The sequence below is a fragment of the Pseudomonas sp. B21128 genome, assembly GCF_044218865.1.
In the GTDB taxonomy this organism is placed as follows: domain Bacteria; phylum Pseudomonadota; class Gammaproteobacteria; order Pseudomonadales; family Pseudomonadaceae; genus Aquipseudomonas; species Aquipseudomonas iridis.
In genome coordinates, this window is the sequence record NZ_CP162590.1 from 1,599,137 (window position 1) to 1,622,478 (window position 23,342).

The 23,342-nt window shown below is 59.5% G+C and carries 22 protein-coding genes; 17 read left to right on the top strand and 5 right to left on the bottom strand.

The window, feature by feature from the left end:
- The first annotated feature begins 16 nt into the window (after nt 1-16).
- The 7 genes from AB4P91_RS07035 (at nt 17) to AB4P91_RS07065 (ending at nt 5,751) form a co-directional block, all read left to right on the top strand.
- Nucleotides 17-655 carry a peroxiredoxin gene (locus AB4P91_RS07035; protein WP_395604541.1) on the top strand — a complete coding sequence of 213 codons (639 nt, stop codon included), beginning with the start codon at nt 17-19 and terminating at the stop codon, nt 653-655.
- 357 nt (nt 656-1,012) lie between these two features.
- Nucleotides 1,013-1,606, top strand: a complete 594-nt coding sequence (ssuE, locus tag AB4P91_RS07040) for an NADPH-dependent FMN reductase (RefSeq protein ID WP_150593531.1) — start codon at nt 1,013-1,015, stop codon at nt 1,604-1,606.
- Between the two features lie 89 nt (nt 1,607-1,695).
- Nucleotides 1,696-2,661, top strand: a complete 966-nt coding sequence (locus AB4P91_RS07045; RefSeq protein WP_395604542.1) for a sulfonate ABC transporter substrate-binding protein — start codon at nt 1,696-1,698, stop codon at nt 2,659-2,661.
- Nucleotides 2,662-2,686: 25 nt separating this feature from the next.
- Nucleotides 2,687-3,835 carry an FMNH2-dependent alkanesulfonate monooxygenase gene (gene ssuD / locus AB4P91_RS07050; RefSeq protein ID WP_150593533.1) on the top strand — a complete coding sequence of 383 codons (1,149 nt, stop codon included), beginning with the start codon at nt 2,687-2,689 and terminating at the stop codon, nt 3,833-3,835.
- 8 nt (nt 3,836-3,843) lie between these two features.
- On the top strand, nt 3,844-4,626 hold the full coding sequence (gene ssuC / locus AB4P91_RS07055) for an aliphatic sulfonate ABC transporter permease SsuC (RefSeq protein WP_395604543.1): 783 nt from the start codon (nt 3,844-3,846) through the stop codon (nt 4,624-4,626).
- Complete coding sequence (ssuB, locus tag AB4P91_RS07060) at nt 4,623-5,429, top strand: aliphatic sulfonates ABC transporter ATP-binding protein (protein ID WP_395604544.1); 807 nt, start codon at nt 4,623-4,625, stop codon at nt 5,427-5,429. The genes ssuC and ssuB overlap by 4 nt, the downstream gene beginning before the upstream one ends.
- Before the next feature lie 106 nt (nt 5,430-5,535).
- A complete protein-coding gene (locus AB4P91_RS07065; RefSeq protein ID WP_003229256.1) occupies nt 5,536-5,751 on the top strand; it encodes a molybdopterin-binding protein in 216 nt (71 codons plus the stop codon).
- A gap of 178 nt (nt 5,752-5,929) precedes the next feature.
- On the opposite strand, the gene AB4P91_RS07070 is transcribed toward AB4P91_RS07065, so the two are convergent.
- On the bottom strand, nt 5,930-6,568 hold the full coding sequence (locus tag AB4P91_RS07070) for a TetR/AcrR family transcriptional regulator (protein ID WP_150593536.1): 639 nt from the start codon (nt 6,566-6,568) through the stop codon (nt 5,930-5,932).
- A 259-nt stretch (nt 6,569-6,827) separates the two neighbouring features.
- Nucleotides 6,828-8,204, bottom strand: coding sequence for a glutamine synthetase family protein (locus AB4P91_RS07075; RefSeq protein ID WP_150593537.1), 1,377 nt, complete (start codon nt 8,202-8,204; stop codon nt 6,828-6,830).
- Between the two features lie 278 nt (nt 8,205-8,482).
- Between AB4P91_RS07075 and AB4P91_RS07080 the strand changes: the two genes are divergently transcribed.
- The 8 genes from AB4P91_RS07080 (at nt 8,483) to AB4P91_RS07115 (ending at nt 17,301) form a co-directional block, all read left to right on the top strand.
- Entirely contained in the window at nt 8,483-8,842 is a 360-nt protein-coding gene (locus AB4P91_RS07080; protein ID WP_395604545.1) for a glutamine amidotransferase, read from the top strand.
- Between the two features lie 95 nt (nt 8,843-8,937).
- Nucleotides 8,938-10,296, top strand: coding sequence for a glutamine synthetase family protein (locus AB4P91_RS07085; protein ID WP_042561639.1), 1,359 nt, complete (start codon nt 8,938-8,940; stop codon nt 10,294-10,296).
- 57 nt (nt 10,297-10,353) lie between these two features.
- Nucleotides 10,354-11,718, top strand: a complete 1,365-nt coding sequence (locus AB4P91_RS07090) for an aspartate aminotransferase family protein (protein ID WP_395604546.1) — start codon at nt 10,354-10,356, stop codon at nt 11,716-11,718.
- A 171-nt stretch (nt 11,719-11,889) separates the two neighbouring features.
- The gene (locus AB4P91_RS07095; protein WP_150593540.1) at nt 11,890-13,002 is read left to right on the top strand and encodes a polyamine ABC transporter substrate-binding protein; all 1,113 of its coding nucleotides are present in this window, start codon (nt 11,890-11,892) and stop codon (nt 13,000-13,002) included.
- A gap of 187 nt (nt 13,003-13,189) precedes the next feature.
- Nucleotides 13,190-14,287, top strand: a complete 1,098-nt coding sequence (locus AB4P91_RS07100; RefSeq protein WP_150593541.1) for a polyamine ABC transporter substrate-binding protein — start codon at nt 13,190-13,192, stop codon at nt 14,285-14,287.
- A 67-nt stretch (nt 14,288-14,354) separates the two neighbouring features.
- A complete protein-coding gene (locus tag AB4P91_RS07105) occupies nt 14,355-15,497 on the top strand; it encodes an ABC transporter ATP-binding protein (RefSeq protein WP_115146591.1) in 1,143 nt (380 codons plus the stop codon).
- Between the two features lie 35 nt (nt 15,498-15,532).
- Complete coding sequence (locus AB4P91_RS07110; RefSeq protein WP_395604944.1) at nt 15,533-16,414, top strand: ABC transporter permease subunit; 882 nt, start codon at nt 15,533-15,535, stop codon at nt 16,412-16,414.
- A complete protein-coding gene (locus tag AB4P91_RS07115) occupies nt 16,411-17,301 on the top strand; it encodes an ABC transporter permease subunit (protein WP_150593543.1) in 891 nt (296 codons plus the stop codon). Before AB4P91_RS07110 ends, AB4P91_RS07115 begins: the two co-directional genes overlap by 4 nt.
- 300 nt (nt 17,302-17,601) lie before the next feature.
- Here the strand turns inward: AB4P91_RS07115 and AB4P91_RS07120 are convergent, their stop codons facing one another.
- Together AB4P91_RS07120 and AB4P91_RS07125 are read right to left on the bottom strand one after the other, a co-directional pair.
- Nucleotides 17,602-20,013 (bottom strand): penicillin acylase family protein, encoded by a 2,412-nt coding sequence (locus tag AB4P91_RS07120; protein WP_395604547.1) that lies wholly within the window; start codon nt 20,011-20,013, stop codon nt 17,602-17,604.
- Nucleotides 20,014-20,115: 102 nt separating this feature from the next.
- Nucleotides 20,116-20,694, bottom strand: a complete 579-nt coding sequence (locus AB4P91_RS07125; protein WP_150597883.1) for a DUF6436 domain-containing protein — start codon at nt 20,692-20,694, stop codon at nt 20,116-20,118.
- A 99-nt stretch (nt 20,695-20,793) separates the two neighbouring features.
- Here AB4P91_RS07125 and AB4P91_RS07130 point away from each other — a divergent pair, with 99 nt between their 5' ends.
- Nucleotides 20,794-21,741 carry an alpha/beta hydrolase gene (locus AB4P91_RS07130; protein ID WP_395604548.1) on the top strand — a complete coding sequence of 316 codons (948 nt, stop codon included), beginning with the start codon at nt 20,794-20,796 and terminating at the stop codon, nt 21,739-21,741.
- 128 nt (nt 21,742-21,869) lie between these two features.
- On the opposite strand, the gene AB4P91_RS07135 is transcribed toward AB4P91_RS07130, so the two are convergent.
- Nucleotides 21,870-22,601: a DUF2059 domain-containing protein gene (locus AB4P91_RS07135; protein ID WP_042561629.1), complete on the bottom strand. Its 732-nt coding sequence runs from the start codon at nt 22,599-22,601 to the stop codon at nt 21,870-21,872.
- Between the two features lie 108 nt (nt 22,602-22,709).
- Between AB4P91_RS07135 and AB4P91_RS07140 the strand changes: the two genes are divergently transcribed.
- On the top strand, nt 22,710-23,342 hold the full coding sequence (locus AB4P91_RS07140; protein WP_150593548.1) for a 2OG-Fe(II) oxygenase: 633 nt from the start codon (nt 22,710-22,712) through the stop codon (nt 23,340-23,342).

The window sequence follows — 23,342 nt, forward strand, 5'->3', positions numbered from 1 at the left end:
CATCAGGAGCAGCACCATGAGCCTCAGACTCGGCGACATCGCCCCCGATTTCGAGCAAGACTCCAGCGAAGGCAAGATTCGTTTTCACGAATGGCTAGGCGATAGCTGGGGCGTGCTGTTTTCCCATCCGGCGGACTTCACCCCGGTGTGCACCACCGAGCTGGGGTTCACCGCCAAGCTCAAGGATGAATTCAGCCGGCGCGGCGTCAAAGCTATCGCGCTGTCGGTAGACCCGGTGGACTCGCACCACAAGTGGATCGAAGACATCAACGAAACCCAGAACACTGTCGTCAACTTTCCGATCCTGGCCGACGCGGATCGCAAAGTTTCGGATCTGTATGACCTGATCCACCCGAACGCCAATGACACCCTGACGGTGCGTTCGCTGTTCGTGATCGATCCGAACAAGAAGATTCGCCTGACCATCACCTATCCGGCGAGCACCGGGCGCAATTTCCACGAGATTCTGCGGGTGATCGATTCACTGCAACTTACCGACAACTACAAAGTGGCCACCCCGGCCAACTGGCAGGACGGTGATGAAGTGGTGATCGTGCCGTCGCTCAAGGATGAAGAAGAGATCAAGCAGCGCTTTCCGAAAGGCTATCGCGCGGTCAAACCTTATCTGCGCCTGACGCCGCAGCCGAACAAGTGAGCCAGTGAGATTGCGGTGAGCTGACTACCGCTTTCGCGAGCAAGCTCGCTCCCACAGTTGTCTTTGGCTGAATACAAAACTGTGTTCACTGAAAATCCAGTGTGGGAGCGAGCTTGCTCGCGATGACGTCAGTTCAATCTACACAGCGTTAACTTTGTCGCATCCACATAGCAGGGGATTTCGGGCCGTTTCGACGGCCTTTTTTTCGTCCGGAGAAGGCTGAAACGCATATCTCCAAAATGCATAACCAAATGAATAAATATGATTTATGGATATATAAATCAGCTGGTAAGGTCTCTCACATTGAAGCGAGATCGCAACCTGCGAATCGCCTGTAACGCTTAAGGAATTATCTCAATGCTGGTCGTCTCACTCGGTGGCAGTCCCAGCCTGCGCTCCCGTTCTGGAGTTCTGCTGGATCGCTCGCAACGCTGGTTGCAACAGCAAGGGGTGGAAGTGGTGAGTTATCAGGTACGGGATTTCCCGGCCGAAGATCTGCTCCACGCTCGTTTTGATAGCCCCAAGGTGCTCGACCTTTTGCAACAGATTGAAAACGCCGACGGTTTGCTGATCGCTACCCCGGTGTACAAGGCCTCGTTTTCAGGCGCCCTGAAGACTGTGCTTGATCTGCTGCCCGAACGTGCCTTGAACCACAAGGTTGTTTTACCGATGGCCACCGGCGGCAGCATCGCTCACATGTTGGTGGTCGATTACGCCCTCAAGCCCGTGCTGTCGGCATTAAAAGCCCAGGAAATGCTTCAGGGGATTTTCGCCGAGGACAGCCAGATCGCCTATGGCGAAGGCAGTGCCCAGGCGCAGTTGGCACCGGCGCTGGAACAGCGACTGCATGAAGCGCTGGATCAGTTTGTCAGTGCCATGGCCCGCCGGCCGAAACCGCTGGAGCCGGGCCTGCTGAACGAACGTTTGTTGAGTGCTCGCTGGAGCATTTAAGCCTCATAAGAATTTGAAGTACTCGCCTTACTCGCCCGCCAACGGGCAAGCAGGTGCAGCCAAAACCCAACAGCAAAAAGGAGAGCGCTATGCGCACTGTATTTTTGCGTCGTGGTCTGGTCGCTCTGTTTGCTGCGGCTGTGTCCTTCGGCGCCATCACTCAAGCTCAGGCCGAGACGCTTCGGATCGGTTATCAAAAGTACGGCACGCTGGTGCTGCTCAAAGCCAAAGGCACTTTGGAAAAACGCCTGGCCGCCCAAGGCGTCGACGTGCAATGGACGGAATTTCCCGGTGGCCCGCAACTGCTCGAAGGCTTGAACGTCGGTTCGATCGACTTCGGCGTGACGGGTGAAACGCCACCGGTATTCGCCCAGGCGGCGGGTGCCGATCTGCTATATGTCGCCTACGAGCCCCCAGCGCCGAACAGCGAAGCGATCCTCGTGCCGAAAGACTCACCGATCAAATCGGTGGCCGATCTCAAAGGCAAGAAGGTCGCGCTGAACAAAGGCTCCAACGTCCACTACCTGCTGGTGCGCGCACTGGAAGACGCCGGACTCAAATACACCGATATCCAAACCGTATTCCTGCCGCCGGCCGATGCTCGCGCCGCTTTTGAGCGTGGCAGCGTTGATGCCTGGGTCATCTGGGATCCGTATCAGGCGGCCGCCGAGAAACAGCTGCAAGCGCACACCCTGCGCGACGGCAAAGGCATCGTCGACAACCACCAGTTCTATCTCGCAACCAAACCCTACGCACAGAAAAATCCCGAGGTGATCAAGACTCTCGTCGAAGAAGTGCGCGCGGTTGGGGAGTGGTCACGAGCCAATCCTGAAGACGTGACCCGACAGGTCGCGCCGCTGCTCGGCCTGCCGGCGGACATCACCCTGACCGCGGTCAAACGCCAGGGCTACGGTGCGCTGTTTCTGACCCCGGAGGTGATCGCCGCGCAACAGAAAATCGCGGACACGTTCTTCCAGCTCAAACTGATTCCCAAGCCTTTGAGCATCAAGGATGTGATCTGGACCCCACCGGCCGCTGTGGCCAACGCGCAGTAATTCGAATCCCCAAGGAGACCACTCCATGAGCCTCAATATTTTCTGGTTCCTGCCTACCCACGGCGACGGCCATTACCTTGGCACCTCCGAAGGCGCCCGTGCTGTTGACCACGGGTATCTGCAACAGGTCGCGCAAGCGGCGGATCGCTTGGGTTTTGGCGGTGTGCTGATTCCCACTGGCCGTTCTTGCGAAGATTCCTGGCTGGTGGCGGCGTCGCTGATCCCGGTGACCCAGCGTCTGAAGTTTCTTGTCGCCCTGCGCCCGGGGATTATCTCCCCGACGGTGGCGGCGCGTCAGGCGGCCACGCTGGATCGCCTGTCTGGCGGGCGGGCGCTATTCAATCTGGTGACCGGTGGTGATCCGGAAGAATTGGCCGGTGACGGTCTGTTCCTCAGTCACGAGGAGCGCTATCAAGCCTCGGTGGAATTCACCCGCATCTGGCGCCGCGTGCTGGAAGGCGAAACCGTTGATTACGATGGTCAGCACATCAGCGTCAAAGGTGCGAAGTTGCTCTATCCGCCGATCCAGCAGCCGCGTCCGCCGCTGTACTTTGGTGGCTCCTCGGAAGCGGCGCAGGATCTGGCGGCCGAACAGGTCGAAATGGTTTTGACCTGGGGCGAGCCGCCCGCAGCGGTGGCGGAGAAAATCGAACAGGTGCGCGCCAAAGCCGCCAAGCTCGGACGCACCGTGCGCTTCGGCATTCGTCTGCATGTGATCGTCCGTGAAACCAATGCTGAAGCCTGGCAGTCGGCGGATCGTCTGATCTCGCATCTGGACGATGACACCATTGCTCGTGCCCAGGCTTCGCTGGCGCGCTTTGATTCAGTCGGCCAGCAACGCATGGCCGCATTGCACGGCGGCAGTCGCGACAACCTCGAAGTCAGTCCCAACCTGTGGGCCGGCGTCGGGCTGGTGCGCGGCGGTGCCGGGACGGCGTTGGTTGGCGACGGTCCGACCGTGGCCGCTCGGGTGAAGGAATACGCGGATCTGGGCATCGATACCTTCATCTTCTCCGGTTATCCACACCTCGAAGAGTCGTATCGCGTCGCCGAATTGCTGTTCCCGCACCTGGACATCGAGCGCCCGGAACTGCCGAAAAGCGCCGGTTATGTCAGCCCTTTCGGCGAGATGGTCGCCAACGACATTCTTCCCAAAGCCGCGTCGCAGAGCTGAGGCGCGCCATGAAGAAAATCATCCACAGTCTGGCGCCTTGGGCGTTGCCGGTGTTGCTGCTGGCGGTGTGGCAGTTGTCGGTGTCGGCGGGCTGGTTGTCGACACGGATTCTGCCGGCACCGGTGGCGGTAATCGAGGCCGGCGTGAGTCTGGTGCGCAGTGGTGAAATCTGGACGCACCTGGCAATCAGCGGCTGGCGCGCCGCGCTGGGCTTCACCATCGGCGGCAGCCTCGGTCTGGTGTTGGGCTTCATTACCGGTCTGTCGAAGTGGGGCGAACGCTTGCTCGACAGTTCGGTGCAGATGATCCGCAACGTGCCGCATCTGGCACTGATTCCGCTGGTGATTCTCTGGTTCGGCATTGATGAGTCGGCGAAGATTTTTCTGGTGGCGTTGGGCACGCTGTTCCCGATCTACCTCAACACCTATCACGGCATCCGCAACGTCGACCCCGCGCTGGTCGAGATGGCGCGCAATTATGGATTGAGCGGCTTCAGCCTGTTCTGGCAGGTGATCCTGCCGGGAGCGTTGCCTTCGATTCTGGTCGGTGTGCGCTTCGCTCTGGGCTTTATGTGGCTGACGCTGATCGTCGCCGAAACCATTTCTGCCAGCTCCGGCATCGGCTATCTGGCGATGAATGCCCGGGAGTTTTTGCAGACTGATGTGGTGGTGCTGGCGATTCTGCTTTACGCGGTACTCGGCAAACTCGCCGACCTTGCGGCGCGTGGACTTGAACGTGTGTGGCTGCGCTGGCATCCGGCCTATCAGGTTGCCAAAGGAGGTGCAGCATGACCGCTCAACAACCTCCACACCTGCTGCGCGGAATTCCGCTGGCAGTGCGCAACCTGCAAAAAACCTTCGGTACCCGGCAGGTGCTGCGCGATATCGATCTGCACATTCCGGCAGGGCAGTTTGTTGCTGTGGTCGGGCGCAGCGGTTGCGGCAAAAGTACCTTGCTGCGCTTGCTTGCCGGCCTCGATCAGCCAACGGGTGGTGACTTGCTCGCAGGTGCTGCGCCGCTCGGCGATGCACGGCAAGACACCCGATTGATGTTCCAGGAAGCACGGCTGTTGCCGTGGAAAAAGATCATCGACAACGTCGGCCTCGGGCTCTCAGGCAACTGGCGCCCACAAGCGTTGGCTGCACTGGAAGCGGTCGGCCTGGCGGACCGTGCCAATGAATGGCCGGCCGCCTTGTCCGGTGGTCAGAAGCAGCGTGTTGCTCTGGCCCGAGCCTTGATTCACAAGCCGCGTCTGCTGTTGCTCGACGAACCGCTCGGCGCGCTGGATGCGCTGACCCGCATCGAGATGCAGCAACTGATCGAACGCCTTTGGCAGCAACACGGTTTCACGGTGTTGCTGGTCACCCACGACGTCAGCGAAGCGGTGGCGATTGCCGACCGGGTGATTCTGATCGAGGGCGGTGAAGTCGGCCTCGACCTGCATGTCGAGTTGCCGCGACCGCGAGTGCGTGGTTCGCATCGACTGGCGGCGCTGGAAACCGAAGTGCTCAACCGAGTTCTGTCCCTGCCCGGCGAACCGCCGGCGCCGGAACCTGTTTCACCACTGCCTACGCAACTGCGTTGGGCGCAATGAAGCAGCTGCGAGCCTCAAGCTACGAGCTACAAGTAGAAGCGCTGTGCTTTTGCTTGCCACTTGAAGCTTGCCACTTGCCGCTTATTTCGACCTCAGGAGAAATATCATGACGATCAAAGCCATCAACGTACGCAACCAGTTCAAAGGCTCTATCAAGGAAATCGTCCTCGGCGACGTGCTGTCGGAAATCGACGTGCAGACCGCTTCCGGCATCGTTACGTCGGTCATCACCACGCGCTCGGTAAAAGAGCTGGAACTGGTGGTCGGCAGCGAAGTGATCGCCTTTGTGAAATCCACCGAGGTCTCGATCGCCAAGTTGTAAGCCGGTGATAAAAAACAACCCCGGAGGGTGTGAGCCCTTCGGGGTTTGTTGTGCCTGGCTTGAAATCGACGACGCGGCCATCGCTGGCAAGCCAGCCCCCACAAAAATCGTCGGCGTATGCAGATTTTTGGACCGACAGATAATCCTGTGGGAGCTGGCTTGCCAGCGATGCGGCCAGTCAGATCAGCAGGGATCTCTTGGGCAGATAGGGCGGTAAATACAACCCGATATACGCATCAAACACGCGCATTCCTTCCTCTGCCATGCGCGGCGTAATCTGCCCGTGTTGCTGCACTGAACGCGCGTAAACGCGGTCGCCCAATTCCATCGCCAGGGCAAACACATCAACATCCTCCGGCAGCCTCGGCAGTTCGAAGTGATGATCGAACAGCTTGTGCATCAGGTCGCCCAGTTCGATGTCGTGTTGACGGTCGGCCTGGGTGACTTCGGTGAGGCCATGCTGGGCAAGGATCAACTGGCGGGCGGCGGCGTCTTCGTCGTAAATCTCCAGCATCCGCTGTTCGACCAGCCGCGACAGGTCGCGCCAGTCGCGCAAGGCATGATGATCGATCGGCGCTTGCAGGCAGGCGCGGAATGCCGCGTGCACATCCGCTGTCAGGGCTTCAAGCAGCGCCGGGACGCTGGCGAAGAAGTGGTAAACCGAAGAGGGCGGAATCTGCGCGCGCTCGGCCACGCTGTAGATCGACAGGCTGGCCACGCCCTCGGCGGCCAGCAGCGTGCGCGCGGCGTCGAGTATCGAATCGATCCGCGCCTGACTGCGGGCGCGGGGTTTGCGGACGGGGGCGGGACGCGTCATGAAAGTCTCCTGCGGGGCAGCGGGCATTGTACGAGCCGGCTGTTGTGTTTGTCTGCCCGGACGCCATCGCTGGCAAGCCAGCTCCCACAGTGATCTGTGTCGAACACAGAATTTGAGTACACAACAGAACCCTGTGGGAGCTGGCTTGCCAGCGATCCGCCGCAGGCGGCCATTAATCCCAGGCAGGACTTTAGTGTGGGCCATAAAAAAACGCCGCTGGCTGAATCAGCCAACGGCGTTTTTATGCAGCTACAACCGCTTAAACGGTATGCAGATACCAGTTGTACTCGAGGTCGGAGATGGAGTGTTCGAACTCCTCCAGCTCGCTCTCTTTACAGGCGACGAAGATATCGATGTATTTCGGATCGATGTACTTGGCCATCACCTCGCTGTCGTCCAGCTCACGCAGGGCATCGCGCAAGTTGTTCGGCAGGCTTTGTTCGTTCTGTTCGTAGCTGTTGCCTTCGACGGGCGCGCCCGGTTCGATCTTGTTGGTCAGGCCGTGATGCACGCCAGCCAGCACAGAAGCCATCAGCAGGTACGGGTTGGCATCGGCACCGGCAACGCGGTGTTCGATCCGCACGGCATCGGCCGAGCCGGTCGGTACGCGAATCGCCACGGTGCGATTGTCCAGGCCCCAGCATGGCGAGTTCGGCACGTAGAACTGTGCGCCGAATCGACGGTAGGAGTTGACGTTAGGGCAGAGGAAAGCCATCTGCGCGGGCAGGGTCTCGAGCACACCGCCGATCGCGTGACGCAGCGCGGCGTTCTGCTCGGGATCCTCGCTGGCAAAAATGTTTTTGCCTTCTTTATCCAGAATCGAAATGTGCACGTGCAGACCATTGCCCGCCTGGCCAGGGTAAGGCTTGGCCATGAAAGTGGTGTCCATTTCATGATCGTAGGCGATGTTCTTGATCAGCCGTTTGAGCAGTACCGCGTAGTCGCACGCCTTGATCGGGTCGGCAACGTGGTGCAGGTTCACTTCGAACTGCGCCGGGGCACTTTCCTTGACGATGGCGTCGGCTGGAATGCCTTGCTCTTTGGCGCCTTCCAGAATGTCCTGGAGGCAATCGACGTATTCGTCTAGGTCGTCGATCAGGTAAACCTGAGTCGAGTGCGGACGTTTGCCGGAAACCGGCGAGCGTGGTGGTTGCGGACGACCGTTCACGTTCTCCTGGTCAATCAGGTAGAACTCGAGCTCGAACGCGGCGCAGATGGTCAGGCCCAGTTCGTCGAACTTGCGCACCACATTAGCCAGCACTTCACGCGGGTCAGCGAAGAACGGCTGGCCTTCGAGTTCGTGCATGGTCATCAACAGTTGCGCGGTAGGGCGCTTCTGCCATGGCTCGTTGCACAGGGTATCGGGGATCGGATAGCAGATACGATCGGCGTCGCCGATGTCCAGGCCCAGACCGGTGCTTTCCACCGTTGAACCATTGATATCCAGAGCAAATAGAGAGGCCGGCAGGTTGATGCCTTTCTCGTAAACCTTGTGGAGGCTGGTGCGTTCAATGCGCTTGCCGCGCACCACACCATTCATATCCGCAATCAGAAGGTCAACGTACAGAACCTCAGGATGTTCCTTAAGGAACGCGTTCGCTTCGTTGAGCTGAACGGCACGCGGGGGTACCGACATGATGCAACACCTTTGTTGTTAAAAATATCAATCATTGATCTTTTCTGGTTTCAGTCAACCCGAACGGCCTGCCGAAGTCAAGCAAGGCCTTTTTTGCCCTAAAAAAGCGCTGTGAGGGCGTTTATGGGGCATTTCCGGGTAGTTTTTGGCCCTTGGAGCGCTTGGCACCCGCAGGCTTGAGCAGGCCGTGTTGTATTTTTTACGGGGGTGTTGTGTAAAAAAATGAACAAGGCTAAGCTCCGATCAAACCCATAACAGCAATAATACCGGGGTGCTTCATGTCTCGCCTGTCGATAATCGGCGTCACCGACTGCTCGCAACAGTCCGGTCTGCATGCTTATCACATCAGTGGCGAATCGTCCGTGCATCGCGCCGTCAATCAGGCTCGCAGCCTGCCGACGATGGTCTCGCGCGCAGGCGCCGTCAAAACGGCAACGTCCGATATTCTGGACGCACGGGAAGCCATCCTCTTTATGGCGTCTCCTTCCAATATAGATCTCTTTCTCCCACAAAGCCTGTGCCGCTTTTCAAGCCGTGCTCATGATTCTGCACGTGCCGCTTGTGCACAGGAAATGCAACGCCAGCGTAAAGGGCAGGTAAGCTTCTCTTTCATTGTCTATGCGCGGTGCCAGGCGTAAGCCGGCACTGCGCGCACGCAAACCCCCTTTAACGCGACGCACAAGCGTCAAACCTTGCCTGACATAGCGTCAGGAGACTCAGCCCAGAGGCATTTATGAGTAACAACCTCGACCAGCTCACCGATTGGTTGAAAGACCACAAGATCACAGAAGTCGAATGCATGATCGCCGACTTGACCGGTATTACCCGGGGCAAGATCTCGCCGACCAACAAGTTCATCGCCGAAAAAGGCATGCGCCTGCCAGAAAGCGTTCTGTTGCAAACCGTAACCGGCGACTACGTCGAAGACGACATCTATTACGAACTGCTCGACCCGGCCGACATCGACATGATCTGCCGCCCCGACCAGAACGCCGTGTACATGGTGCCGTGGGCCATCGAGCCAACCGCCCAGGTGATTCACGACACCTACGACAAGCAAGGCAACCCGATCGAACTGTCGCCGCGCAACGTCCTCAAGAAAGTACTCAAACTCTACGCCGACAAGGGCTGGCAGCCGATCGTGGCGCCAGAGATGGAGTTTTACCTGACCAAGCGCAGTGACGACCCTGACTATCCGTTGCAGCCGCCGATCGGCCGCTCCGGGCGTCCGGAAATCGGTCGTCAGTCGTTCTCTATTGAAGCCGCGAACGAATTCGACCCGCTCTTCGAAGACGTCTACGACTGGTGCGAGTTGCAGGAACTGGATCTCGACACGCTGATCCACGAAGACGGCACCGCGCAGATGGAAATCAACTTCCGTCACGGTGACGCGCTGTCGCTGGCCGACCAGATTCTGGTGTTCAAGCGCACCATGCGCGAAGCCGCGCTCAAGCACGACGTGGCCGCCACTTTCATGGCCAAGCCGATGACCGGTGAACCGGGCAGCGCGATGCACTTGCACCAGAGCATCATCGACATCGAGACCGGTAAAAACGTCTTCTCTAATGAAGACGGGACCATGAGCCAGCTGTTCCTGCACCACATCGGTGGCCTGCAGAAGCTGATCCCGGAATTGCTGCCGCTGTTCGCCCCCAACGTCAACTCGTTCCGCCGCTTCCTGCCGGATACCTCTGCCCCGGTGAACGTCGAGTGGGGCGAAGAAAACCGCACCGTGGGCCTGCGCGTTCCGGATGCCGGCCCGCAGAACCGCCGCGTGGAAAACCGTCTGCCGGGCGCCGACGCCAACCCGTACCTGGCGATCGCCGCGAGCCTGCTCTGCGGTTACATCGGCATGGTCGAGGGCCTCAACCCGAGCGCGCCGGTGGTGGGTCGTGGCTATGAACGCCGCAACCTGCGCCTGCCGTTGACCATCGAAGACGCGCTGGAACGCATGGAAAACAGCTCGACCGTCGAGAAATACCTGGGCAAAACTTTCATCACGGGCTACGTCGCGGTCAAGCGGGCCGAGCATGAAAACTTCAAGCGCGTGATCAGTTCGTGGGAGCGTGAGTACCTGCTCTTCGCCGTCTGATACGCCTGGGCGCGGTGGTCAGCCGCCGCGCCTTCACCGATAACAAGGAGAATTGGCATGACCAGCAACAACCCGCAAACCCGTGAGTGGCAAGCGCTGAGCAGCGATCACCACCTGGCCCCGTTCAGCGATTTCAAGCAACTGAAAGAGAAGGGCCCGCGGATCATCACCAACGCCAAGGGCGTTTACCTGTGGGACAGTGAAGGCAACAAGATCCTCGACGGCATGGCCGGTCTGTGGTGCGTGGCCATCGGTTACGGTCGCGATGAACTGGCCGATGCCGCCAGCAAACAGATGCGCGAACTGCCGTACTACAACCTGTTTTTCCAGACTGCGCACCCGCCGGCACTGGAACTGGCCAAGGCCATCTCCGACATCGCGCCAGAAGGCATGAACCACGTGTTCTTCACCGGTTCCGGCTCTGAAGGCAACGACACCATGTTGCGCATGGTTCGCCACTATTGGGCGATCAAAGGCCAGCCGAACAAGAAAGTCATCATCAGCCGCAAGAACGGTTATCACGGTTCCACCGTGGCCGGCGCGAGCCTGGGCGGCATGACCTATATGCATGAGCAGGGCGATTTGCCGATCCCGGGCATCGTCCACATCGCCCAGCCGTACTGGTTCGCCGAAGGCGGCGACATGTCCCCGGAAGATTTCGGGATCTGGGCGGCCAATCAGCTGGAAGAGAAAATTCTCGAAGTCGGCGTCGACAACGTCGGTGCCTTTATTGCCGAGCCGATCCAGGGCGCCGGCGGCGTGATCATTCCGCCCGACAGCTACTGGCCGCGCGTGAAGGAAATCCTCGCCCAGTACGACATCCTCTTCGTCGCGGATGAGGTGATCTGTGGTTTCGGCCGCACCGGTGAGTGGTTCGGTAGCGATTTCTACGACCTCAAGCCCGACATGATGACCATCGCCAAGGGCCTGACCTCCGGCTACATCCCGATGGGTGGCCTGATCGTGCGTGATGAAGTGGTCGCGGTGCTCAATGAAGGCGGCGATTTCAACCACGGTTTCACCTACTCCGGCCACCCGGTGGCGGCGGCAGTGGGCCTGGAAAACATCCGTATTCTGCGCGACGAAAAGATTATCGAGAACGTGCACAACGAAACGGCACCGTATTTGCAGAAACGTCTGCGGGAACTGAACGATCACCCGTTGGTGGGTGAAGTTCGCGGGGTCGGTCTGCTGGGGGCGATCGAGCTGGTGCAAGACAAGGCCACCCGCAAACGTTACGAGGGCAAGGGCGTGGGCATGATCTGCCGCCAGTTCTGCTTCGACAACGGGCTGATCATGCGCGCCGTGGGCGACACCATGATCATTGCGCCGCCGCTGGTGATCAGCAAAGCGGAAATCGACGAGCTGGTTACAAAGGCACGCAAGTGTCTGGACCTGACCCTCAGTGCGTTGCAGGGCTAAGTGCTAGGCTTTGTGCGGGAAAGCCTCGGCGCTCTCGCGCAAAGCTGTCAGAAAGGCTGGTCTTTCCTTGAAAGACCGCCTCGGATCTTGCCAGACTAGCCGCGGTTCCAGTTGTCCGGGTTCGGCCGCTGAACAAAGTGGTTCAAAAAAGAAAAATTTGGAGCATTACGCATGAAGGCATTAGGCAAAAAGCTTGCTGGCAAGACACTTCTCGCTCTGTCCATCGCGGGCATGATGGCGGGTGCGGTTCAGGCGGACGACAAGGTGTTGCACGTCTACAACTGGTCCGACTACATCGCACCGGACACCGTGGCCAAGTTTGAAAAAGAGTCCGGCATCAAAGTCGTTTACGACGTGTTCGACAGCAACGAAACCCTGGAAGCCAAACTGCTGGCCGGTAAATCCGGTTACGACATCGTGGTGCCTTCCAACAACTTCCTCGCCAAGCAGATCAAGGCCGGCGTGTATCAGGAGCTGGACAAGTCCAAGCTGCCGAACTGGAAAAACCTCGACGAAGACCTGCTCAAAGCCGTTGGCGATGCCAGCGACCAGGGCAACAAACACGCGTTTCCGTACATGTGGGGCTCGATCGGCATCGGCTACAACCCGGAGAAGGTCAAGGCTGCACTGGGTATCGACAAGATCGACTCCTGGGATGTCGTGTTCAAGCCTGAAAACATGGCGAAGCTGAAAAGCTGCGGCGTGAGCTTCCTCGACGCACCGACCGAAATGATTCCGGCGGCGCTGCACTATCTGGGCAAGCCGACCAACAGCAAAGACAAGGCTGACCTGAAAGCCGCCGAAGATCTGTTCCTCAAGATTCGTCCTTCGGTCGCCTACTTCCATTCCTCCAAGTACATCTCCGACCTGGCCAACGGCAACATTTGCGTGGCCGTGGGTTACTCGGGTGACCTGGAGCAGTCGAAGTCGCGCGCCAAGGAAGCCGGTGACAAGGTCAAACTGGCCTACACCATTCCGAAGGAAGGCGCCGGCACGTTCTACGACATGGTTGCCATGCCAAAAGATGCCACCAACGTCGATGCGGCTTACAAGTTCATGAACTATCTGCTGCAGCCGGAAGTGATGGCCGAGATCACCAACGCCGTGCGTTTCCCGAACGGCAACAAGGCGGCCACGCCGCTGGTGGACAAAGACATCACCAGCGATGCGAGCATCTATCCTTCGGCTGAAGTGAAGAAGCAGCTCTACGCGATCAGTGATCTGGATGCAGCGACCCTGCGTCTGATCACTCGCAGCTGGACCAAGATCAAATCCGGCAAATAATCCGGTTTGAAGCAGCAACCACTGGCCGTCGTCTGCGCGACGGCGGCCAGCGGAATAATTAAATGACGGAAAGTTTTGCCGGAACGGTTTTTCGAGGGTAAGTTGCGCGCCGGTTTTGTTGCCGGGCAGCCATGGCTGTCATGCAGCGCTGGGCAACTTGGGCCCAACTAATTTAGAGGACCTCCACGTGCCTGTTTTTTCTTCTTTGCGCAATGCCCTGCTGGCCGCTGCCGGCCTGACGATCGCCATCGGTGCCCAAGCCGCCGGCACGGTGCATATTTATAACTGGTCGGATTACATCGGCGAATCGACGCTGGCCGACTTTCAGAAAGAGACCGGGATCAAACCGGTCTACGACGTGTTCGACTCCAACGAAACCCTGGAAGGCAAGTTGCTCGCCGGGCGTACCGGCTACGACGTGGTCGTGCCGTCGAACCACTTCCTCGGCAAGCAGATCAAGGCGGGCGCGTTCCAGAAACTCGACCGGGCGCAGCTGTCAAATTACTCGAATCTCGACCCGGCGCTACTCAAGCGTCTGGAGCAGAACGATCCTGGCAACCTGTACGCCGTACCGTACCTGTGGGGCACCAACGGCATCGGCTACAACGTCGATAAAGTGAAGGCTGTGCTGGGCGTCGACAAGATCGATTCCTGGGGCGTGCTGTTCGAGCCGGAAAACATCAAGAAACTGCAAAGCTGCGGCGTGGCATTCCTCGATTCGGCCGATGAAATGATGCCGACCGTGCTCAACTACATGGGTCTGGATGCCAACAGCACCAATCCCAAGGACTACAAGAAAGCCACCGACAAATTGCTCGCCGTGCGCCCCTACGTGACCTACTTCCATTCTTCGAAATACATCGGCGACCTGGCCAACGGCGACATCTGCGTGGCCATCGGTTTCTCCGGCGATATCTTCCAGGCGAAGAACCGCGCGGCAGAAGCCAAGAAGGGCGTGAACATCGCCTACACGGTGCCGAAAGAAGGCGGCGCGTTGTGGTTCGACATGTTGGCGATTCCCAAGGATTCGTCGAACGTGAAGCAGGCCCACGCCTTCATCAACTATCTGTTGAAACCTGAGGTGATCGCCCAGGTCAGTGATTCTGTCGGTTACGCCAACCCCAACCCGGGCTCGGACAAGCTGATGGATCAATCCATCCGTACCGATGAGTCGGTTTATCCGCCACAGGCCGTGATCGACAAGGCCTACGTGTCGACCGAGTTGCCACCGAACATTCAGCGCCTGATGACCCGCAGCTGGACCAAGGTCAAGTCGGGGATGTAAGGCACAAACTATCCTGGGTTCGTCCGTATTGGGCGAACTGCACTCTTTTTTTCTGGGAGTTTCGTAAATGGCAGTTGCCTCCGGCGCCTATAAGAAAGCCCTCGAGGGCGACCAGACACCCAAACAGGTGTTGGTCAAAATCGACCGGGTCACGAAGAAGTTCGACGAGACGATTGCCGTGGACGACGTGTCCCTGGAAATCAAAAAGGGCGAGATCTTTGCCCTGCTCGGCGGTTCGGGATCGGGCAAATCCACTCTGCTGCGGATGCTGGCAGGGTTCGAACGGCCCACGGAGGGGCGCATTTTTCTCGACGGCGTCGACATTACCGACATGCCGCCGTACGAACGTCCGATCAACATGATGTTCCAGTCCTACGCCTTGTTTCCGCACATGACCGTGGCGCAGAACATCGCGTTCGGTTTGCAGCAGGACAAGATTCCCAAGGCTGAAGTCGAAGCCCGCGTCGCCGAGATGCTCAAACTGGTGCAGATGAGCCAATACGCCAAGCGCAAGCCGCATCAACTGTCGGGCGGTCAGCGTCAGCGTGTTGCTTTGGCACGTTCGCTGGCCAAGCGGCCAAAGCTGTTGCTGCTCGACGAACCGATGGGCGCACTGGATAAAAAACTGCGGTCGCAGATGCAGCTCGAACTGGTGGAAATCATCGAGCGCGTCGGCGTGACCTGCGTGATGGTGACCCACGACCAGGAAGAGGCCATGACCATGGCCGAGCGCATCGCGATCATGCACCTGGGCTGGATCGCCCAGATCGGCAGCCCGATCGACATCTACGAAACCCCGACCAGCCGTCTGGTCTGCGAATTCATCGGTAACGTCAACATCTTCGAAGGCGAAGTGATCGACGACGCCGAGGGTCACGCGACCATCACTTGCAAGGACCTCGACCGGCAGATCTATGTGGGTCACGGCATCAGCACCTCGGTGCAGGACAAGTCGGTCACCTACGCGATTCGTCCGGAGAAACTGCTGGTCACCGCCGAACAACCGACCTGCGAATACAACTGGTCGAGCGGCAAGGTGCACGACATTGCCTATCTTGGCGGGCACTCGGTGTTCTACGTCGAACTGCCGAGCGGCAAACTGGTGCAGTCCTTCGTCGCCAACGCCGAACGCCGTGGCGCCCGTCCGACCTGGGGCGATCAGGTTTTCGTGTGGTGGGAAGACGACAGCGGTGTGGTACTTCGCTCATGAACATGCGCAAATTCAAACGGCGCATCAACCGAATAATTCCCAATGGCCGCCAACTGGTCATCGGGGTTCCGTTCATCTGGCTGTTCCTGTTCTTCATGTTGCCGTTCTTCATCGTCCTGAAGATCAGCTTCGCCGAAGCCGACGTGGCCATTCCGCCGTACACCGAGATCTACACGTTTGCCGAGCAGAAGCTGCAACTGCTGCTGAACCTGGGCAACTACGCGATGCTGGGCGACGACGAGTTGTACATCGCCGCGTACCTCGGCTCGCTGAAGATGGCGTTGATCAGCACCGTTCTGTGCCTGGCGATCGGCTACCCGATGGCCTACGCGATCGCCACGGCCCGTAAAGAAATGCAAACGGTGCTGGTGCTGCTGATCATGATGCCCACCTGGACGGCAATCCTGATCCGCGTTTACGCGTGGATGGGCATCCTCAGCAACAACGGCCTGCTCAACGGATTCCTGATGAGCATGGGCCTGATCGATGAGCCGCTGCAGATCCTCAACACCAACCTCGCGGTGTATATCGGCATCGTCTACTCGTACCTGCCGTTCATGATCCTGCCGCTGTACGCCAACCTGGTGAAGCACGACAACAGTCTGCTGGAAGCGGCTTCTGACCTCGGTTCGAGCACCTTCAACAGCTTCTGGAAAATCACTATTCCGCTGTCCAAGAACGGGATCATTGCCGGCTGCATGCTGGTGTTTATTCCGGTCGTGGGCGAGTTTGTCATCCCGGAACTGCTCGGCGGCCCGGAAACGCTGATGATCGGTAAGGTGCTCTGGCAAGAGTTCTTCAACAACCGTGACTGGCCGGTAGCGTCCGCGCTGGCGGTGGTGATGCTGGCGATCCTGATTGTGCCGATCATCCTGTTCAACCGCAGTCAGGCCAAGGAAATGGAGGGTAAAGAATGAAGCGCTTCCGTTTCTCCAGCCTGATGCTGGTCGTGGGTTTGTTGTTCATCTACTTGCCGATGCTGATCCTGGTGATCTACTCGTTCAACGCCTCGAAACTGGTGACGGTGTGGGGCGGCTGGTCGATCAAGTGGTACGTCGGCCTGCTCGACAACTCGCAACTGATGGGCTCGGTACTGCGCTCGCTGGAAATCGCCTGCTACACGGCGGTGGCTGCGGTAGCGCTGGGTACTTTGGCCGCATTCGTGCTGACGCGTATCACCCACTTCAAGGGCCGTACGTTGTTCGGCGGCCTGGTGACGGCGCCGTTGGTCATGCCCGAAGTGATCACCGGTCTGTCGCTGTTGCTGCTGTTCGTGGCCATGGCGCAGATGATCGGCTGGCCACAGGAACGGGGCATCGTCACCATCTGGATCGCTCACACGACGTTCTGTGCGGCCTATGTGGCAGTGGTGGTGTCGGCGCGCCTGCGTGAGCTGGACCTGTCGATCGAAGAAGCGGCGATGGACCTGGGGGCGCGGCCGTGGAAGGTGTTCTTCCTGATCACCATCCCGATGATCGCGCCATCGTTGGCAGCGGGCGGCATGATGTCGTTCGCGCTGTCGCTGGACGACCTGGTACTGGCGAGCTTCGTGTCGGGCCCGGGTTCGACGACGCTGCCGATGGAAGTGTTTTCGGCGGTGCGTCTGGGTGTGAAGCCTGAGATCAACGCCGTGGCCAGCCTGATTCTGCTGGCGGTGTCGATCGTGACTTTCATGGTCTGGTTCTTCAGCCGTCGCGCCGAAGAAGCCCGCAAGAAAGCCATCCAGCAAGCCATCGAAGAAAGCGCTGCCGATTCGTGGAAGCAACCGGACGTACGTCGCGCACCGGCGCCGGGAGTGGTGTAAGCCAATCTGGATTGGCCTCGGTATCCAGGCCAATCCAAATCCAATGTGGGAGCGAGCCTGCTCGCGAGGACGGAGTGTCAGTCGACTCAAAGGGTGGCTGACGCTCCGTCTTCGCGAGCAAGCTTGCTCCCACAGTTGTTTTGGGGTGATCTTCGGGTCCTAGGTGTCTTGCGCCATACATCGACCTGAAGTGGCTTTGTCGATCATGGATTCAGTCGTGTTCGTTCAAGTCGGCGTAGCTCGTCAATACTCCCTAATCGGTCCCCTCTCCCTATGGGAGAGGGCTAGGGTGAGGGGCTTTTAAGGGGTTCCGCGCGCGGGCAGCAGCTTCAATGTACTGCGCGTATTCGCCGACACCTCTTCGTCGCTGAAATGCGCCTGCACGTAAATCCCGTCGACGTACGCTTCAGCCTGATCGTCATAGTGCCGATCAAACGGCACGCCGCTCTGCCCGACCGGATTGATCGTCAAGCTGTGAGCAGGATCAGCGAAGTCAACCAGACGCCGCGTAGAAGGCCCGTAGGTCACCGGCCACGGCGCCGGGCCGATCTTCGCCGAGAGGTTGTTCGGCACTTCATGGCTGCCCGGTGCGGCGAATGGCCCGACGTTGAAGATGCGATCCAGTGGCTTCTGCTGCCCCAGCGGATGCCCGTGGGTCAGCGTGTGCGCCGTACCCCATTTCCATCCGGACGTATCGTCACCGAGTGTCAGCTTCAGGTGTTTCATGCTCGCCTGCCATGCCGCGCGCACGGTATCGGCGCGAGTCTCTTTGTTCGGCGTGTTGCGGTTATCCCACCAGACTGAATCGGTATTCGCCGCCAAGCGTGGCAATGCCGAATCAATCACCCGCGTCGACAACAGCGTGTCGAAAAAGTCATTACCCAACTCATCGCGCATCGCTGCATCGGCGAGGTCGTAGAGGAACTGGTTGAACACCGTCGCACTCACCGAATCCAGCGGATAGTCGCCTGACCACTGCGCCAGTTGCGAGACCAGTTTCAACTGCGCCGGATCGCTCACTACCTCGCGCAGCACGGGCAGCAGAGGCGCCAGCAAACGCGGGCCGTAACCGGTGGCGGTGCCCAGTTGCAGTGTCTGGTTGGCTTCGTTGGTCCACTTCACACTCTTGTCGCTGAGCTGGCGATTGAGCTGCTGGCCACGGTCGGCGAGGTTGTAATAACCGGGAATCTCCATGCCGCTTGGCGACACGGGCTGGAAGTTGGCCGAGACGATATAGCCGCGTGCCGGGTTCTCTTCCTGCGGGTTGGCGCTGAACGGGTAGAAGCCGTCCTTGTTCGCCTGATCAGTGCTGCCATCAAGGATGAAGCCCGGCTTGACCCCGGCGGGGCGCTTGGGCAACAACGCCGACGCCCACCAGGCGATATCGCCCTTGGCATTGGCGTAAACGAGGTTGAGCCCCGGTGCCTGCACCTTGGCCGCAGCGGCGCGGGCCTTGGCCAGGGTGTCGGCGCGGTTGAGCTGGTAGAAACCCTCGAGGATCGGGTTCGGTGTTTCGAGGAAGGCCCACCACATCGCGATCGGCGTCTTGCCGGCGGCGGCGCCCAGCGCGTCGTTGACGATCGGGCCGTGCGGCGACTGGCGCAGGGTGATGGTCACCGGCGCCTGGCCCTTCACGGCGATCTGCTGCTCGCTGCTGACCATGTCGGTCCACTGGCCGCGATACCAGACCTGATTCGGGTTGTCCGGGTTGATCTTCTCGGCGATCAGGTCCAGGTCGTCGTTCTGGAACATGGTCAGGCTCCACCCGAAATCCAGGTTGTGCCCCAGGAACGCGAAAGGCACCAGCGCCTGATGATGGCCATAGAGTTCAAACCCCGGTGCCGACAGTTGCGCTTCGTACCACACCGATGGCACCGAGAAACGAATGTGCGGATCGCCGGCCAGCAGCGGCTTGCCGCTCTGGCTGCGACTGCCCGAGATGACCCAGGCATTGCTGCCTTCGAATTGCGGCAGACCGTTGTCAATCAGCGCCTGTTCACTGAGGCGGGCGAGCGCGTTGAGGTCTTTCCAGTCATTGGCCGCAAGTGCCGGCGCCGACGTACTGTGGCTCTTGGCGAGTACGCCTTTGGGCTGCCAGTCGAGGTCGAAGACGTTGAGGTAATCGGCGCCAAGCTGATCGCGCACGTAGGTCAGCAACGGTTCGGTGCGAAACGCGGCGGCAAAGCTGTAGGCCATGTAACCGGCGACGCTGATGCTGTCTTCGGCGGTGAACGGCCGCTTGGGGATGCCCAGCACGTCGAACTCGACAGGCGCGGCGTGCGTATTCTGATATTGGTTGATGCCGTCCAGATACGCTTGCAGGCCCTTCCACGCCGGTGACTGCTTGTCGAGGCTGGCTACATAACTGGCCGCGCGTTCACGAATGCGCAAACTGCGGAACAGTTTGTCGGTGTCGAGCAGTTTCGGTCCGAGCACTTCGGCCAGTTCGCCACGGGCGAGACGGCGCATGGCTTCCATCTGGAACAGACGATCCTGGGCATGCACATAACCGAGGGCGCGATAGAGGTCGGTTTCGTTCTCGGCGCGGATGTGCGGCACACCGCGCTCGTCGTAGCGCACCGTTACTGAACCTTGCAGGTTGCGCAGTTCAATCTGGCCCTGGCGTGTCGGCTGTTTGCTGTAGAGGTACCCGCCTGCGCCAGCGAGCAGGACAACGATGAGCAAGGCGAGAACGGTGAACACGCGTTTCATGGTGACTCCTTGTGCATGCAGAATTGCCGCCCGTCGGGCTGCAAACAATTAGCACAGACCTTCTGTGCCGTGCATCGCTGTCCTTGAAAAGTCCGGAATGCCTTATTGCGCCTGCACCGGCCACGGGCAATAGCAGCCGACCGCCAGCGTGTGCGTGGCATTCACCGGGCGATCATCCGTCAACGCGTTCAGGATCGGTTCGATAAAGCTGTTGCTGGAGTTGCAGGTCAGGCCTTCGCTGTAGGGGCCGAAGTACGCGAGTTTGCCGCTTCGGTCCCAGATCGCCACAGCGGGACTGGCGGGAATCTGCTCGGCACCGGGCAATACCGCGATGGTTTTCAGGCTGCTCAAAGTGGCGGGCAACTGGCCGTGGCTGCCGGGGCGTTGCACCGCGAAAAAATCGACGCCTCTGGCGCTGAAATGCTCGACCATCTCGGTCAGGTGTTGCTGATTGCCGACGTTGCAGGGGCAGGCCGGGTCCCAGAAGTGCACCAGGCGAATCTTGCCAGGTCCGGCGATATCGTCCGGCAGGCGCAGCGGGTCGCCGGAAAAAACCGCGGTGTGCTCGCTGAACGCGCGCAAATATCGGCCCTGAAACCAGTCGTACGCCGTCCACAACACGCCGGCACACACAAGCGCGAGCAGGCTGGCAAACAGTGCGGTGCGGTAGGACGAACGCATGTATTTCGATCCTTGAGGGGCGGCTAGCTTGCCATGCTTGCCGCGACAGATGAATATCGCAAGCCGATAAAGTCTGTTCACCGCTCTGGAATTTGCCTCATGCCCGCTACTTTCGACCCCGATCAATTACGCGCCAGCCTCAAGCCTTTGGCTGAGTGGCAGCCGTTGTCGGACGAAGCCAAGGCCTATCAATGCTTCTACAAAACCGATTTTCCCGAGCGTGATGTCTGGCGCGGCATGGGCCGTTTCGCCGTCGATGGCTATGAACTGGTCAGCCATTGCTGGTGGCCGGAGAAGGTCAAGGGCACGCTGTTCCTATTGCACGGTTTCTACGACCACACCGGGCTGTATCGGCATGTGATCGAGTGGGCGCTGGATCAGGATTTTGCCGTCATCGCCTGCGACTTGCCCGGGCATGGTCTGTCGAGCGGCACGCGGGCGAGCATCCGCGACTTCTCTGAATATCAGGACGCGCTGCAAGCCTTGTTCGTCGAAGCCAATTCGATTGCCCTGCCGCAGCCGTGGCACCTGTGTGGGCAAAGTACCGGCGGCGCCATCGTCGTCGACCATGTGCTCAATCATGGCGAGAGCAGTCCGGCGCAGGGTCAGGTGATTTTGCTGTCGCCACTGGTGCGACCGCGGGCGTGGGGGTGGTCGCAGCTGAGTTATTACCTGCTGCGGCCTTTCGTACGGGGCATCGCGCGGCGCTTTAGCGAGAACTCCAACGACCCGGATTTCCTGCCGTTTCTGCTGGCCGATCCGTTGCAGCCCAAGCGCTTGCCGACGGCATGGGTCGGGGCCTTGTCACGCTGGATTCACCGAGTGGAATTCGCCAAAAAAAGTCCGCGACGGCCGCTGATCATTCAGGGGCAGGCGGACATGACCGTGGACTGGCAGCACAATCTGCAAGTGTTGAAGTTGAAGTTCGATCGACCGCAGATCTTGCTGCTACCCGAGGCGCGGCACCATCTGGCGAATGAGACGGCTGATATGCGTGAGGAGTATTTCGAGTTCTTGAGCAAGCGGATCAGGGGCCGGAATCTCTAGCGGATTTGCTGGCCTCATCGCTGGCAAGCCAGCGCTTAAAAGGTTTTCAGTGAATGCAGAATTTGTGAACACCGGAGAACCTGTGGGAGCTGGCTTGCCAGCGATGGCGGCCGGTCAGGCGACGAGAATCATTGCCCCACCGCCAACCCAGCCCTGATCGCCGCCAGCGCGGCCTGGTAATACGCCTTGCCTTCGGTCGACTCGGCGAACGTCGCAAACTCTTCCAGTTCGTTATCCGACAGGTCGCGATAAACGTAGAGCAGCGTGTTGTTCATGTCCGCGCCGATCTGATCCATCAGGCGCTGACGCTGACCGTTCAACATGCCTTGCGCCTGTCCGCCGCCGAGCAGTCCCGGAATCATCGAACTCAAACTGTCCGCCGCGACCCCTGCAATCGCCAGGCTGACCTCGGCGCCAGCCTCCCGCGCAGGCAGTGCCTGGGCGAGGTGGCCGATGATCAGCAGGCGACTGTCGCTGGCCGGCATTTTCGGCAGGCCCTTGGCGTTCTTGGCCAGTTGATCCCGGCGGGTCGCGAGCAATTCGGCGGCAACGATTTTCTTGCCCAGCGGCGACTGGAAAAAAGACAGCGCAGGTTTCGGATCGGCGAGGTTCTGCCGTAGCTGTGCCTCGGCGCGTTGATCCATGGCCTGCGGGGCGAAGCGCTGGTTGCTGTTGTTCACCAGCGCTTGAAACACGGCGGGCGGCAGGCTGTTTTGATAGCGCTGTTGCGCGGCACTCAGGGCGTCATTGAAATGCGCACGTTGTTCTGGCCAACCGGCGACCTTGTACAGCTGATCGTGGCCGTCCGCCCAAGCGGGCAAAACACAGAACATCAACAGTGAAAAAAGCAAACGGCGCATAGGGACTCCTGTCAGCAGCGGACTATTCTCCGTGCGGTGCCGTGACTTGTCGAGAATTCGTAACAAGCCGCCGCGTGGCTCTGTCGGATTTCTTGCCGCCGACATACTATGCGCGCCATGCAAATATCCTCTGAACACCCGCTGCTGCTGCGCATTGTCGACGACCTGGCCGAACACGGCTGGTCGCAGCAGAACATTTTCCTGCCCGCCGGTTTGACCAGCGAGCTGGCGGCCGAATGCCGTAAACGTGAAGCCGAGGGTGAGCTGGCGCCGGCGGCGGTCGGTCGTGGGCCGTTTTCAGAGATTCGCGAGGGTATTCGCGGCGACCATATCCAATGGATCGATCCGGGGCAGGCTGAGGCCAGTGACCGTTATCTGAACCTGATGGACAGCCTGCGCGAGGCGCTCAACCGTGGCTTGTTCCTCGGGCTTGAAGATTTCGAATGCCATTTCGCCCTGTATCCGCCGGGCGCGTTTTATCGCAGGCACGTCGACCGTTTTCGTGACGATGACCGGCGCATGGTCTCGGTGGTGGTTTACCTCAATGATGCCTGGCTGCCTGAGGATGGCGGTCAGCTGCGCATGTATCTGAGCGATGATCGCGTTCATGATGTGCAGCCTACCGGTGGTTGTCTGGTGGTTTTCCTCTCCGGCGAAGTACCGCATGAGGTGCTGCCGGCCCACCGCGAGCGCCTGTCGCTGACGGGCTGGTTCCGTCGTCGTGGCAACGAGCCTTTCTGA